This is a genomic window from Actinokineospora terrae (assembly GCF_900111175.1).
In the GTDB taxonomy this organism is placed as follows: Bacteria; Actinomycetota; Actinomycetes; order Mycobacteriales; family Pseudonocardiaceae; genus Actinokineospora; species Actinokineospora terrae.
The window spans coordinates 221,973-235,596 of the sequence record NZ_FOGI01000010.1 but is presented as its reverse complement, the minus strand read 5'-3'; the positions used below and the strand labels follow the sequence as shown (position 1 = coordinate 235,596).

General features: G+C 72.0%; 12 protein-coding genes. 4 read left to right on the top strand and 8 right to left on the bottom strand.

What is annotated here, in order from left to right:
• Positions 1–460: 460 nt before the first annotated feature.
• On the top strand, positions 461–1,615 hold the full coding sequence (locus BMY07_RS23695; RefSeq protein WP_092782825.1) for a Fic family protein: 1,155 nt from the start codon (positions 461–463) through the stop codon (positions 1,613–1,615).
• Positions 1,616–2,107: 492 nt separating this feature from the next.
• Here the strand turns inward: BMY07_RS23695 and BMY07_RS23690 are convergent, their stop codons facing one another.
• From BMY07_RS23690 to BMY07_RS23670, 5 genes are all read right to left on the bottom strand, one after another.
• Positions 2,108–2,680: a hypothetical protein gene (locus BMY07_RS23690; RefSeq protein WP_218150739.1), complete on the bottom strand. Its 573-nt coding sequence runs from the start codon at positions 2,678–2,680 to the stop codon at positions 2,108–2,110.
• A 109-nt stretch (positions 2,681–2,789) separates the two neighbouring features.
• Positions 2,790–3,188, bottom strand: coding sequence for a hypothetical protein (locus BMY07_RS23685; protein WP_092782819.1), 399 nt, complete (start codon positions 3,186–3,188; stop codon positions 2,790–2,792).
• Positions 3,188–5,560, bottom strand: a complete 2,373-nt coding sequence (locus BMY07_RS23680; RefSeq protein ID WP_092782816.1) for a glycoside hydrolase domain-containing protein — start codon at positions 5,558–5,560, stop codon at positions 3,188–3,190. Before BMY07_RS23680 ends, BMY07_RS23685 begins: the two co-directional genes overlap by 1 nt.
• Before the next feature lie 151 nt (positions 5,561–5,711).
• Positions 5,712–7,172, bottom strand: a complete 1,461-nt coding sequence (locus BMY07_RS23675; protein ID WP_092782813.1) for an aldehyde dehydrogenase family protein — start codon at positions 7,170–7,172, stop codon at positions 5,712–5,714.
• Between the two features lie 125 nt (positions 7,173–7,297).
• Entirely contained in the window at positions 7,298–7,984 is a 687-nt protein-coding gene (locus BMY07_RS23670) for a GntR family transcriptional regulator (RefSeq protein WP_245782603.1), read from the bottom strand.
• Between the two features lie 93 nt (positions 7,985–8,077).
• Here BMY07_RS23670 and BMY07_RS23665 point away from each other — a divergent pair, with 93 nt between their 5' ends.
• The 3 genes from BMY07_RS23665 (at position 8,078) to BMY07_RS23655 (ending at position 11,440) form a co-directional block, all read left to right on the top strand.
• A complete protein-coding gene (locus BMY07_RS23665; protein WP_092782807.1) occupies positions 8,078–9,226 on the top strand; it encodes an NAD(P)/FAD-dependent oxidoreductase in 1,149 nt (382 codons plus the stop codon).
• Positions 9,223–10,572: an MBL fold metallo-hydrolase gene (locus BMY07_RS23660; protein WP_245782602.1), complete on the top strand. Its 1,350-nt coding sequence runs from the start codon at positions 9,223–9,225 to the stop codon at positions 10,570–10,572. Before BMY07_RS23665 ends, BMY07_RS23660 begins: the two co-directional genes overlap by 4 nt.
• 127 nt (positions 10,573–10,699) lie before the next feature.
• Entirely contained in the window at positions 10,700–11,440 is a 741-nt protein-coding gene (locus BMY07_RS23655; protein ID WP_218150738.1) for a sulfite exporter TauE/SafE family protein, read from the top strand.
• A gap of 461 nt (positions 11,441–11,901) precedes the next feature.
• Here the strand turns inward: BMY07_RS23655 and BMY07_RS23650 are convergent, their stop codons facing one another.
• From BMY07_RS23650 to BMY07_RS23640, 3 genes are all read right to left on the bottom strand, one after another.
• Positions 11,902–12,114, bottom strand: coding sequence for a hypothetical protein (locus BMY07_RS23650; RefSeq protein ID WP_143073610.1), 213 nt, complete (start codon positions 12,112–12,114; stop codon positions 11,902–11,904).
• A complete protein-coding gene (locus BMY07_RS23645) occupies positions 12,111–12,371 on the bottom strand; it encodes a hypothetical protein (protein ID WP_092782797.1) in 261 nt (86 codons plus the stop codon). Before BMY07_RS23645 ends, BMY07_RS23650 begins: the two co-directional genes overlap by 4 nt.
• 91 nt (positions 12,372–12,462) lie before the next feature.
• Positions 12,463–13,560, bottom strand: coding sequence for an ROK family protein (locus BMY07_RS23640; RefSeq protein ID WP_143073609.1), 1,098 nt, complete (start codon positions 13,558–13,560; stop codon positions 12,463–12,465).
• Positions 13,561–13,624 lie beyond the last annotated feature (64 nt).

The following is a 13,624-nucleotide window of genomic DNA, read 5'->3' as shown; positions in this document are numbered from 1 at the left end:
CGTGCGCGATGACCGCTCGAGGTGTGGTGGCTGGTGCAGTCGCCAGGGCGGCGGGGATCTGGGGCTTGTCGTGTGTCGGCTGTCGAGTTGGGGCGTGAAGTGAGGAAGCGGCCGGAGGGAGTGGGAGTAGCGGGTGGTGCTGCGATAAGCCGAATGGGTTGCGCCGTTTCTCCGGGGCTGCCCGGCGGTGGCGGGACAATTGCGTCCTTCGGGTGAACTTCGCAGGTTGCACGGGAAGGAGCACACGCAAAGGGCTCGTGCGGGGCGGGTGATCGACTCGGCGGGGTGGACCACTGCCGGTCGCGCCTGCCGGGTGCGGCGAACAGATGTGTGAGGTGATCTGGGGGTAGTCGGGATCTTCGGGTGGACCAATTCGGGGATTCGGCGGGTAGGGCGGGGCGGCGAAGTGGAGATCGCACCGTTTGTGGATATCCGGGCGGGTCTTGGAGGCTTTCCGGCCATGGCGACGACGCGGTCATCTCCCGCGGGTATGTGGATCCCGGTGCACGACGAGTGGGACGGGGTGCCCGCGCGGCTGCTCGGCGAGGGGGCGTTCCTCCCCAAACCCCTGCCGTCCGACGTCGCGCTGTCCTCGCGCACGCACCGGGGCCTGGCCGACGCGCAGGAGGCGTTGGGGCGGTTGGACGAGGCGACCGTGCGGCTGCTCGACACCTCGGCGTTGGTGCGGGCCACGCAGGTGCGCGAGGTGCAGCGGTCCGCCCGGTTGGACGGGATCAGCACGGCGCTGCTGGAGGTGCTGGTCTCGCAACTGCCCGGCGTGCGCCCGGAGACGGCGGTGGAACCCGCGATCAGCAGCTACCTGCGCGCGGGTGACACCGGGTTCGCGGCGGTCGGCGCGGGCGTCACCGACCACGTGCGGCTGATGTCGTCGGTGGCGGAGGCGTTCGCTGGGGTCGACCACGCGGGGACCGGGATCTGGCGCACCCACCACTCCTGGCTCGGCGGCACCGAACCGTTCCTGCTCGCCAGCCCACCGGGAGCGGCGAGCCGGGCGGCGTTCGAGCAGTTCTCGGCGTGGTCGTCGGGCGAGACGGAGATCCCGGTGCTCGCGAAGGTCGCGCTGGGGCACTTCTTCCACGAGGTGGTCCGCCCGTTCCGGCACGGCAACGGGCACATCGCGCGGCTCTACGTCGGCCTCGAACTGGCGCGGTCCGGGGTGCTGCGCGGCCAGGTCCTGCCGCTGTCGACGTGGATCGACCGCAACCTCGACGAGTACCGCGCCCGCATCCGCCGCCTCGCCGACGAGGGCGACTACGAGCAGTGGATCGCCTTCTTCGCCGACGGCATCCGCGTGGTCTCCCGCGACGAACTGCGGCTGATCACCGAACTGGAGGCCGCGCACGAGGCCCTGCTGCGCCGACTGCCCGGCAGGCGAACCGGCAACATCCGCAAGGTCCTCACCACCCTGATCGCCACCCCCGTCACCAACCACCGCCAGGTAGCCGAACGCCACGGCATCACCACCAAGAACGCGGGCGACGTCTGCGCCCGCCTGGTAGACGCAGGCGTCCTCCACCGCCTGGACGAAAAGCCCTACGCCAAGGCCTACTACGCCCCAGACCTCCTGCGCCTACTCAGCCTGACCGGCTCCTAGCCCCCACAAGCCCCACTTCCCCACCCCGGCCCAAGATCAACTCCGCTCCGGGGACCCACCCTCCCGGGGCCCGGGGCACCATCTCTGAACCTATCGCGGTGGTCGAACTGTCAATAGGCCCACACACCACCCTGTGGACAACCCAAGACCATGGGGACAACCCAGTCCACTCACGCTCACCACCCGCCACGAACTCGGTCAAAGGAGCCCGTGGCTTCACGACGAGGGATTCCTTGCCGTGGACATGCTTGCTCGGACCTACTGCGCCCCGGACCTTTCGCGCCTACTCGGCCCGACCGGCTCCTGGCCCCTACAAGCCCAATCCGCCGTCCCGGATCAAGATCAACTCGGCTCCGGGGGCCCACCCTCCCGGGGCCCGGGGCCCCATCTCTGAACCTATCGCGATGGCCGATCCGTCAATAGGCCCCGGCAGGGGGCTGTGGACAACCCGACACCATGGGGACAACCCACTGCACCCGCGAAGGCGTCAGGTCAGCGGCGGCGTTGGCGGCGTTCGAGGGCTAGGGCTCGGGATCGGCGGGTGGGGACGAACGGGTCGGGCATGGCGCCGGCGCCGGTGAGGGTGTGGGCGGCTTTGGCGGCTTCGGGTGGGGGGACGTCGAGTTGGAAGTGGCCTTGTTTGGGGGTGGTGGGGTCGTCGCCGCCCCAGCGGATGGTGCCGGAGCAGTCGGTGAGGATGTCGCGGATGAGGGCGATCTCGTGCGGGAACAGGCCGTCGGTGGCGCCGAGGGGGAAGCGGGTGGGCAGGATCGCGATGGCCGTGCCCGACAGGTGGTTGGACTCCAGGGGCGCGCCGACGCGCGGGTCGGTGGTGTGGCTGTGGATGTCGCCGGGGCCGAGTTCGGCGATCTCGTAGTGGAAGCGGCGCGCGACGTGGCCGAGCAGGGTGGCGACGGCGCCGCCGAGGACGGTCATCGCGGCGGCCGAGCCCTCGACCCCGACCTCGGTCAGCCCCTTCGCCCGGATCGGCCAGCCGTTGGCCGAGTACCGCCCCGGCCACCGGTCGGCCGACGCGGGCAGCGCCATCCCGACCGAAAGCGCCACCACACCCACACCGACGAGAAAACCCCGCCGCCCCAACTGTTCCATGCCCGAACCCCTCCAGACCCGTTCCACCCCAACACGTGCCCGGCACCAGACCGGCCACGCCAACTCACACCCGGACCACGCGCCGCAGCGCCCGCACGGCCATCCCCAGCGACGCCACCACCGCCGCCGCCAACGCCGCGAGGGCCGGGTTGACGTACCCCGGCACCAGGTCCACCCCCGCCGCGCAGAGCCTGCTCAGCGGCAGCAGGCTCGTCGTGCCGAAGTGGCCGTCCCACGCGACCCGGTGGACGGTGGCGCACGTCTCGGCGATGTCCGGTGTGTACAGATGCGCCGCGCCCCAGCCGTAGGTCGCCACGGTCAGCAACCCCGCCACAGCGCAGACCGCCACCCACGGCCGGACCGAACCCGGGAGCTGCCGCAGCGCGCGGTGCACCAGGCTCGTCGCCACAGCCGTGACGGCGAGCAGTGGTGCCGCGGTGGCGACGGCTCCGGGCAGGTCCATCAGCCCAGCCGGGCCCTGCGCGCGTTCTCCTGGCCGACCAGGCCGAGCAGCGTGTCGGCGTAGCCCTGCAGGAACGGGTCGAGCTTGCTGTCGGGCATGTGCCCGGGCAGCAGCGCGTCCCAGCCGCCGGTCTTCTTGATGGCCGCGGTGCGCAGTGCGGCGAGCTCGGTGTCGCCCGCGTTGCCCAGCAGCGAGCGGGCGGTGGCGATGACGTTGTCGGCGCGGCCGCCGTGGCGCAGGTCGACGAAGCGGCGGAACCGGGACAGGCAGCCGCCGGTCAGGTGATCGCGGACGGCGGTGTTGATCGGGGTGCCCGCGCGCACGGCGGTGCCGACCAGGTAGCCGTCGACGTCCTCGACCAGGTCGTTGAACGGGAACGACGAGCACACGTTGATCTTGGCGAGGCGCTCGGCGCAGAACGCGTACCCGGAGGCGTACTCGGTGCCGTTGGCCCGCCACTCGCCGTAGAAGGTGGCCAGGTCCCCGCCCCAGCCGCCGAAGTCGCCGCGGTCGGCGGTGGTGCCCGACCCGGTTCCCCGCAGCAGCACGGCGTTCACCGTCGCCCCGAAGTGGTCGACGCCGATGTCCACGCCGTAGCCGGGGTCGGCGTAGCGGTTCACCCTGGCGGGCCCTTTGGTGGCGGCGTACGCGATCCAGTCCCGGTCCACGTCGCCGATCAGGTTCTGCCAGCCCGAGTACAGGTCCACATAGGTCGGGTACCGCAGGAACTCCGCGACCCGCAGGTTCGGATCCCCCTTGCCGTAGCGAACCGCGGTCGCGTACAGGTCGTCGATGTACCGGAGGTAGGCGTCCACAGGGGACTGCTGCCCGCCGACGCCCTCCGGTCCGACACCCGGGTCGCTGCCCGCCCGGTGCACGACCCGGTCGAGGTCGAACCGGTCGGACCCGGCGACGAAGGAGAACTCCTTGATCTGGTTGAACGACCAGTTCGCGGGCAGCGGGAACCCGAGGTTGCCCGAGAAGCCCCACGAGATCCCGGAGACGAACGAGAACCGGGCGTAGGCCTCGTCGGTCACCCGCGCGCACACGTTGCGGGACCCGTAGACACCGGCGATGTACCACTTGCCCTGGCTGGCCAGACCCGCCTGCACCCCGCGGAAGTAGGGGATGATGTTGCTGTCGATCTGCTCGTCGGTGGCGTCGTAGTCGACCGCGAAGTAGATCACCGCTCCCCGGTTGAACTGGTAGCCCGCCGCCCGGGCGTGCGCGCGCAAGGCGTGCTGGTAGCCCTGCTCGTAGGTGAAGTCGCCCAGCAGTCGGGCGTTGTACTGCGAGATCGGGAAGACCCGCAGCCCGCCCGCGAAGATCGCCTCGAGCTCGCCGGGCTGCAACTCCTTGTCCAGCGTGCTGCTGGCGTCCTCGTCGAGGTAGCGTCCGACCACTGTGTACCCGGCGGCGCGCAGGGCCTGCGCGCGGGTCACGCTGATGTGGAACCGGGTGTCGCACGCGGTGGCGGGCCGGGTGTCGTCGCCGCTGGAGACGAGCAGCTGCGCCCACGTCGGGTAGTCGCCGTACCCGGTGACCGGCAACGACGAGAACCGTTGGAAGAACTCGACGAACCGCTTCAGGTCAGCGTCGAAAGTGGACTTGAACACCGCGCGCACCGGCAGCGAGTTGTTGCCGGGGATGGTGTCGTCCGGCACCGGCCCGTTGAACACGCAGGCCGCGCTGAACAGCTGCACGAACACCCCGGACTGCTCCTGCGACACCGGGTGCGTGCGCAGACCCTCCTGTGTGGTGGGTCCGAAGTTGCCGGTCGCCTGGTCCTCCGGGACGCCGAACTCGTACTGCAGCGCCCGCATCAGCGCCTTCTGCACGTCGCGGGAGTAGTGCCCGTCGCAGGGGATGACGAAGAACGTCGACTTGGCCAGGTACCGGCTGTTGAGCCACTTCTGGATGGCCCGCACCTGCTCGTCGCCGCCGGAGAGCAGCACGTAGGCGTCCATGGTCAGCAGGGCCTTGAACACCTTGGGCGGCACGGTCCCGTCGCCGCCGAGGCCCATGTCCGACTTGAGCTGCGCGACGGCGGTGAGGGTCTGCTGGCCGTACACGCCGTTGACCGTGCCGCCCCAGTACCCCTTGCAGAACAGGGCGTGCTGCACGATCCGCACGATGTTCGGCTTGCTGTAGCCGGGGCCGACGTCGCCGCGCTGGGCGAGCAGCGACAGCGTCGTCGGGCCGAAGCTGTCCGACAGCGAGGTGATGCCGAGTTCGTGCTGCAGCGCCCGGGTGAGCGAGAACATCGTGCTCCACGCGGTGCGGCCGTCCTCGGGGCAGCGGACGTACCCCGGGACGGCGCCGTAGGTCGCGTTGACCCATTGCTGCGCCTCGAGAACCTTGATGTCGGCCATGTCCGGTGCCCCCCGTGACTGGAGAAGTCAGCTGCCCGCCGCTAGCCGGGCGATCGGAGGATACGGCGCGGGATCAGGCGTGCGGGCGGGTCACCACAGACCCTCCGCACGCCATCACCATTCCTCCACAACTGCCTTCCGGTCCCGGGGGTCAGAACGGGTACTTCGGCAGATCGCCGCGCAGGGTCACCCACTGGGTCTCGGTGAACGCCTCGATGTTGGCCTGCGCGCCGCCGTGCCGGGAGCCGGTGCCGGACGACCCGACGCCGCCGAAGGGCGCGGTGGCCTCGTCGTTGACGGTCTGGTCGTTGATGTGGACCAGGCCGGACGGGATGCGCTCGGCGAGGGCGAGCCCGGCGGTGACGTCGCGGGTGAGGATGCCCAGGGAGAGCCCGTAGGCGGAGTCGGCGGCCAGGGCGGCGACCTGGTCGACGGAGGAGAACGGGGTGACCGGCGCGACCGGGCCGAAGATCTCCTCCTGGTAGGCGGGCACGTCGACCGGGACGTCGCCGAGCACGGTGGGGCGGTAGAACAGGCCGTCGAAGGTGCCGCCGGTGCGGACCGTGGCGCCGCCCTCGGTGCTGGCGGTGACCAGGCCGTGCACCCGGTCGCGCTGGCCCGCGTCGATCAACGGGCCGAGCGCCACCTGGTCGCGGTAGGGGTCGCCGACCGGCAGCCCGGAGACCTTCTCGGCCAGCAGCGCGGTGTACTCCTCGGCGATCGACTCGTGCACCAGGTGCCTGCTGGTGGCCATGCAGATCTGCCCGGAGTGGGTGAAGGTCCCCCAGGCGCCGACCGAGGCGGCCGCGGTGACGTCGACGTCGGGCAGCACGATCAGCGCCGAGTTGCCGCCCAGTTCCAGGTGCGCCCGCTTGAGGTGCTGACCGGCCAGGGCGCCGACCGCGCGGCCCGCCCTGGTCGACCCGGTGAACGCGATGACCCGGACCGCGGGCTCGGTGACCAGCGCCTCGCCGACGTCCGCGCCGCCGGGCAGGACCTGGAGCAGGCCCTCGGGGAGTCCGGCCTCGGCGAAGATCCTGGCGAAGACGGCGCCGCCGGAGATCGCGGTGCGCGGGTCGGGTTTGAGGATGACGGCGTTGCCCAGCGCCAGCGCGGGGGCGACCGCGCGGATGGCCAGGATGGTGGGCACGTTGAACGGGGCGATCACGCCGACGACCCCGGCCGGGAGCCTGCGGGCGAAGGAGAGCCGCGGCGCGCCGGTGCGCAGGAGTTCGCCGTACGGGTGCGAGGGCAGCGCGGCGGCCTCGTAGCACTCCTGGGCGCTGGTGTGCACCTGGAACTCGCCGAACGGGCGGATGGCGCCGGACTCGCGCGAGAGCCAGTCCTTGATCTCCTCGGCGTGCAGGGTCAGCAGGTCCCCGGCCCCCCGCAGGACGGCGGCGCGCAGCTCGTACGGTGCCGCGGCCCAGGCCCGCTGCGCGGAGACCGCCCTGGCCGCCGCGGCGCTCACGTCCGCCGGGGTGGCCTTGCCGACCGCGCCGAGCGCCTCCCCGGTGGCGGGCTCGACCGCGGTGTAGGTCCCCCCACCACCCGCCGTCCACGCCCCGGTCCAGACCTTCCCCTGCCACGCGCCGTCCTCGAGCAGTCCCATCGCCTCTCCCGTCCTCCGGTGCCGCCCAGCCTGCTGCATTGTTGAAGCTGAGACAACTTGATCCCGCGGGCGCGGTCGACACGCCCGGCGGCGTCCGTCTACGGCCGGGGACGGTCGAGCGGTGGTCAGCCGCCGAAGGCCGCGGTGAGGGTGAAGCGGTCGCCGCGGACGAGGGTGTGGCGCCATTCCATGGGTTGGCCTTGGGCGTGGCTGAGGCGGTGGATGGACAGGCCTACGGGGCAGGTGAGGAGAGTCCGCTCCAGTGAGGAGAAGGCGACGGCGCGGATGTTCTCGCGGGCCCGGTCCAGGTGCAGGCCGGTGCGTTCGAGGACGGCGTAGACGCCGATGGCGGTCAGGTCGGCGGTCAGCAGGGCGCGGCCGTGGTCGGCGGGCAGCCACACGCGGTCGAGGGCCAGCGGTTCGTCGCCCGCCAGGCGGAGCCGTTCGAGGTGGACCAGCGGGGTGGACCCGTCGAGGCCGAGGTGGTCGGCGACGACCCCGTCGGCGTGGACCTCCAGCCGCCGCACGACGCTGCGCTGGGTGAGGCCGGCGGTCCTGACCGAGGCGTTGAGGCTGTAGAGGGTGCCGAGCGGCTGCTCGACGCCCTGCTCGACGCGCAGCCGGGGCCGCTTGCCGCGCTCGGCGGTGACCACGCCCTCGGCCCGCAGCCGCTGCAACGCGCGCCGGGCCGTGGTGCGGCTGACCTCGTACTCCGCGACCACCTCGGCCTCGCTGGGGAAGTGCGCGGCGAACTCGCCCGCCCGGATCCGCCGCAGGAGGTCGTCCTGCACGCGCTGCCACCGAGTGTCCACCGGCCAAATGTACCTACCTTTGCTCTCGTCGCCTAGGGGTCACCCTTTACGGTGAATGTCTGGACAAGTGAGTGTCTGGACGGAGGAGGCGGCATGGTCGTGATCGTGGGCGGGGGCACCGCGGGCATCACCGTGGCGGCGCGGCTGCTGCGAGCGGGCCTGCGCGAGGTCACCGTGGTCGACCCGGCCGACACCCACCACTACCAGCCACTGTGGACGTTGGTGGGCGGCGGGCGGGCACCGATGCGGGAGAGCGCGCGGCCGCAGGCCTCGGTCATGCCCAAGGGCGTCACCTGGGTGCGGCGCGCGGCGGTCTCGATCGACCCCGAGGCCCGGCACGTGCGCCTCGACGACGGCACCGACCTGCACTACGACCAGGTGGTCGTGTGCCCGGGCATCCAGCTGGACTGGGACGCGGTCCCGGGCATGACGGAGTCGTTCGCGGGCACGGCGTCCAGCAACTACAGCCCCGACCTGGCGCCCCGGACGTGGGAGCTGATCCGCGGCACCCGGCGCGGGACGGCGGTGTTCGCGATGCCGTCCGGCCCGATCAAGTGCGCGGGGGCGCCGCAGAAGATCGCTTACCTGGCCGCCGACCACTGGCGCGAGCAAGGCGTTCTGCGCGACATCGATGTCCACTTGGTACTGCCGACGCCGACGCTGTTCGGGGTGCCGGAGTTCGCCGAGGTGCTGGCCGGGGTGGTGCGGCGGTACGGGATCACGGCGCACTTCTCCAGCGAGGTCACCGAGGTGCGCGGCGACGAGGTGGTCATCAACGGGACCACGACGCTGCCCTACACGATGGCGCACCTCGTGCCGCCGCAGAGCGCGCCGGACTGGATCAAGTCGGGACCGCTGGCCGCCGCGTCCGGGTACGTGGACGTCGACAAGCACACCCTGCGCCACGTCCGGTACCCCGAGGTGTTCGCGCTCGGCGACGCCGGTTCCACGCCGAACTCCAAGACCGGCGCGGCCATCCGCGAGCAGGCCCCGGTGCTGGTGGCGAACCTGCTGGCCGCCAGGCGCGGCGCGGAGCCGACCGCTCGCTACGGCGGGTACGCGTCCTGCCCGCTGACGACGGCGCGGCGCCGGATGCTGCTCGCCGAGTTCGACTACACGATGCGGCCGACACCGTCGATACCGATGATCAACACGATCCGGGAGCGCGCGGACATGTGGTACCTCAAGCGCCACGGCCTGCCGTTCCTCTACTGGAACCTGATGCTGCGGGGGCGGGCGTGACGAACCTGGTCTTCACCCAGTACTACACCGCGTGCCTGTCGCAGGCGTCCTACCTGATCGGCGACCGGGCGAGCGGCCTGGCCGCCGTGGTCGACCCGCGCCGCGACATCGGGGCGTACCTGGCCGACGCCGAGGCGCTGGGGCTGCGGATCGAGTGGGTGCTGGAGACGCACGTGCACGCGGACTTCCTGTCCGGGCACCTGGAACTGGCCGAGGCGACCGGCGCGGTGATCGGGTACGGCAGCGCGGCCGAGGTCGACTTCCCGGTCCACCGCCTGGCCGACCGGCGCCGGATCTCGCTCGGCGAGGTCGACCTGGAGGTGCTGCACACCCCCGGGCACACGCCGGAGTCGATCTGCCTGGTGGTGCGGGAGCACGCCGAGGACCCGGAGCCCTACGGCGTGCTCACCGGCGACACGCTGTTCCTCGGCGACGTCGGACGGCCGGATCTGTTGTCCGCCACCGGGTGGACGGCCCGGGAGCTGGCGATCTCGCTGTACCGGTCGACGCGCCGGTTGTTGGAGTTGCCGGACTCGACCAGGGTCTTCCCCGGCCACGGCGCGGGATCGGCGTGCGGCAAGAACCTGTCGACGGCCACTTCGGGCACCCTCGGTGAGCAGCGGCGGACGAACTACGCGCTGGCGCCGATGACCGAGCGCCAGTTCGTGCGCGCGGTGTGCGCGGGCCAGCCGACCGCGCCGAACTACTTCGCTTACGCCGCTGGGCGAAACCGCGAGGCCCGACCCGTGTTCGACGAAAACGACCCGGTGCCCGAGGTACCCGTCGCGGACGGCGCGGTGCTGCTCGACACCCGCGACCCGGCGGCGTTCGCGGCGGGCCACCTGCCCGAGTCGATCAACGTCGGCCTGGACGGGCGGTATGCCGAGATCGCGGGAACGGTGCTGGACGCGGAGCACGACATCGTGCTGGTGTGCGAGCCGGAGAACGCGGTGGAGTCACGCAATCGGTTGGCCCGCATCGGTTTCGACCGGGTACGGGGGTTCACGCGACCGCGACCGGTCGTCACCGCCACCCGCCTGACGCCGACCGAGCTGTCCCACCTGCTACCCGACCGCCAGGTGGTCGACGTCCGCACCCCCGCCGAGGTAGCCACCCACGGAACCATCCCCGGCGCACTCCTGATCCCCTTGCCCGAACTGGTGTCCCGCCTCTGCGAACTGGGCACGGACCGCCCCACCGTCCTGTTCTGCGCCGGCGGCTACCGCTCCTCGGTCGCCGCCTCCACCCTCCGAACCCACGGCTTCCTCGACACCACGGACCTCTTGGGCGGCTTCACCGCTTGGGCGGCCGCAGGCCTACCCACCGACCAACCGAGCCCAGCATGACCATGACATCGGTGGGAGCACGTGATAGGTGTCGCGGTCCACTAGCCGCACTTCAGGCGTGTGCGGGCTCGACGCGCGACCTCGGCATGGATCCCGGGGCGGGACGCCGATGATGGTGGCGGCGTTGGTGGCCGGGGGTGTGGTCGGGTTCGCGATGGGGGCGCTCGGTGGGGGCGGGGGTGTGCTGGCGGTGCCCGCGCTGGTGTACCTGCTGGGGATGACGCCGTCGGTGGCGGCTACGGCGAGTTTGTTGATCGTGAGTGTGACCTCTGTGGTCGCGCTGGTGCGGCACGCGCGCGGGGGCGACATCTGTTGGCGCACCGGGGTGTTGTTCGCGGGGTCCGGGGTACCGGTGTCGGCTGGGGCGGCCGTGTTGTCCGGGCACTTGCCCGCGTGGTCGCTGACGGCCGCGTTCGCCCTGTTGGCCGGGGTAGCGGCGGTCGTCCTGCTGGGGACGGCACCCGAGGAGTCCGGTGTGGACGTTCCGGTGCGGGCGGCGCGGGTGGTCGGGGCGGGCGCGGGGCTCGGCGCGGTGACCGGGTTGCTCGGCGTCGGGGGCGGGTTCCTGGCCGTACCGACGCTGGTGACGGCGCTGAGCCTGCGGATGCGGGTGGCGATCGGCACGAGCCTGCTGGTGATCGCGGTGAACTCACTGGTGGCGCTGGGTGCCCGACTGGCGACCGGACCGACCGCCGTGAACTGGGCGGTGGTCGGCCCCTTCGCCGCGACAGCGGTACTGGCGGCCTGGGACGGCAGGCGGGTATCGGCGGCACTGTCCCCCGTGGTGCTGCGCCGGGCATTCGGGGTGGTACTGGCGGTGGTGTCAGCCGGAATGCTCACCGACGTCACCCTCGCAGCGGTGCGCTGACCGGGCGGCGCGCAGGTGCAGTGGCCCCAGACATCGCCTCCGCGACAGACGTGAACATCTCGCCTGCGGCAATGCCGTAGCCGCGACCACCGCTGCCGCAGCGATGCGGTGACCGAGCGGCGCCCAACCGCGCGCAGTGGTGCAGACATCGCCTTCACGGCAGTCGCGAACATCTCGCGTGCGGTGGTGCCATGGCCGCAAACCTCACTGTCGTGCAGTGCGGTGACCGAGCGGCGACAACCACGCGCAGTGGCGCAGACATCGCCTATGCGGCAACCGCGAACATCTTGGCTGCCGCGGTGCCGCGGCCGCCACCACCGCCACCGTGGCGGTGCGGTGACCGTGCGGCGCGCCACCGCGCGCAATGGCGCAGAGATCGGCTATGCGGCACCCGCGAACATCTTGGCTGCGGCGGCGCTGTGGCCGAGACTATCGCTGTCATGGCCGTGCGGCGGTCGAGCTCAGCGCTGCGTGCACTGCCCGGCGGTGTGCGTGCCGGGCAGGCGACCGCAGCGGCAGGCGCAGAGGTCGTTGTACTCGGCTTCGTCGACGGGCCGGGAGGGCCGCGGCGGGGTGATGGCGGCGGTGGCGGTGCGGAAGGCAGACATGGCGAACTCCGGGGAGTCGGCGGCGAGCGGGTTATCCAAGACGTACCACGAGCTGCGGGTTCTCAACCGAGCAGCTCGATCTCGTCCACCGCGTCCGGCTCCTCGGCGGCGTCCTCCAGTTTCAGCTTGAGGTTGGACAGGTCGGCGAGCCCGGCGTTCCAGGTGATCTTGGCCAGGATGTGGTCCGGCTGCTGGGTGACCGGCCCAGGCCCGATCGCCCGCAGCGCCCTGATGATCTTGACGATCCTGTCCGCGGTGACGTGACCGGCCAGGACGATGGCGAAGTTCCTCGGCTTGGCCGCGGCTTTGGCGCACTTGGGCATCGCGCGCTCTCTGTGGTCGGGTCACCTGACCACTCGGCGCGCACCGGAGATCGTTACGCCCCCCACCACTGATTCCACTGTGGACCAACCGTCAGCACGGCCGTGCCAGGAAGTGCTCGAAGGCCGATTCCGCCGCCCCGACCAACACCGACCGCGGCACCCGGCCCACCACGACCTCGACCCCGTCCGCCGAAGCGACCACCGAACGGCCCAACTGCTCCCGGATCCGGTCACCGCCGACCCGGTGCAGGTCGGCGAGCACGCCGGTCAGCACGACCTTCGCGGGCACCAGCACGTTCACCAGGTTCGCCAGCCCGGTCCCCAGGTGGTCGGCCGCGGTCAGCACAGCCCTGCGCTCGCGGGCGGCACCGGACTCGGCGCGGGCGATGACGTGGGCCAGGTGGTCGGGTGGGACGCCGGTGGTGCGGGTGATGGCGCGGCCGTCGGCGTAGAGCTCCAGGCAGCCGCGTTGGCCGCACGGGCAGGGCAGGCCCTTGCGGTCGATGGACAGGTGGCCCGGTTCCAGCACGCGGGTCTCGGTGCCGACGAGCGCGCCGCCGATGCCGGTGTGCTCGCAGCTCAGCACCAGGACCGGTCCGGGACCGCGGCCCGCGCCCCGGCGGCGTTCGGCGAGGGCGATGAGCCCGGAATCGGTGCCGACCTCCACCGCGACGTCGTCGGGCAGGTGCCGTTGGAGCAGGTCACGCGCGGGGACGTCCGCCCACTCGAAGTGCACCGCGGTGCGCACCACCCCGCCCGGCCGGACCATCCCGGCCAGACCGACGCCGACCCCGACCAGCGGGCGTCCGGACCGTTCGGCCGCCGCGCGGATCCGGGCCGCGAGTGACTTGAGGACCGCCTGCGGGGTCGAGCCGGTCACCGCGACGCCCGCGTGGTCGACGACGGTCGCGCCGAGCCCGATGATCGCGACGTCCGCGCGCCGGGGCCGCAGGTGCACGGCGGCGACCACGGGCCCCCGGTCGTCGAACCCGAGCAGCGGTGACGGGCGGCCGCGGCCGGACGGTGGCGCGGTCGTGGCCGCGATGACGCCCGCGGTGGTCAGCCAGGCGGCGGCCTCGCCGACGGCGGTGCGGGTCAGGCCGAGGCGGGTGGTGGCCTCGGCGCGGTTCATCGGGCCCTCGTCGTGCAGCAGCCGCGCGAGCCGCGCCACAGCCGTGGGTCTGGGCAACCGGGCCTCCTTCGCCTACGGTGGAGCGTGTCCGATTTTATCCAGCGGTGAGACAAAAAGGGAA

Bases quoted from the DNA above. Each gene is read 5' to 3' on its own strand.
- BMY07_RS23695 (WP_092782825.1), top strand. From the start codon at position 461: ATGGCGACGACGCGGTCATCTCCCGCGGGTATGTGGATCCCGGTGCAC.
- BMY07_RS23685 (WP_092782819.1), bottom strand. From the start codon at position 3,188: ATGGACCTGCCCGGAGCCGTCGCCACCGCGGCACCACTGCTCGCCGTC.
- BMY07_RS23680 (WP_092782816.1), bottom strand. From the start codon at position 5,560: ATGGCCGACATCAAGGTTCTCGAGGCGCAGCAATGGGTCAACGCGACC.
- BMY07_RS23675 (WP_092782813.1), bottom strand. From the start codon at position 7,172: ATGGGACTGCTCGAGGACGGCGCGTGGCAGGGGAAGGTCTGGACCGGG.
- BMY07_RS23665 (WP_092782807.1), top strand. From the start codon at position 8,078: ATGGTCGTGATCGTGGGCGGGGGCACCGCGGGCATCACCGTGGCGGCG.
- BMY07_RS23645 (WP_092782797.1), bottom strand. From the start codon at position 12,371: ATGCCCAAGTGCGCCAAAGCCGCGGCCAAGCCGAGGAACTTCGCCATC.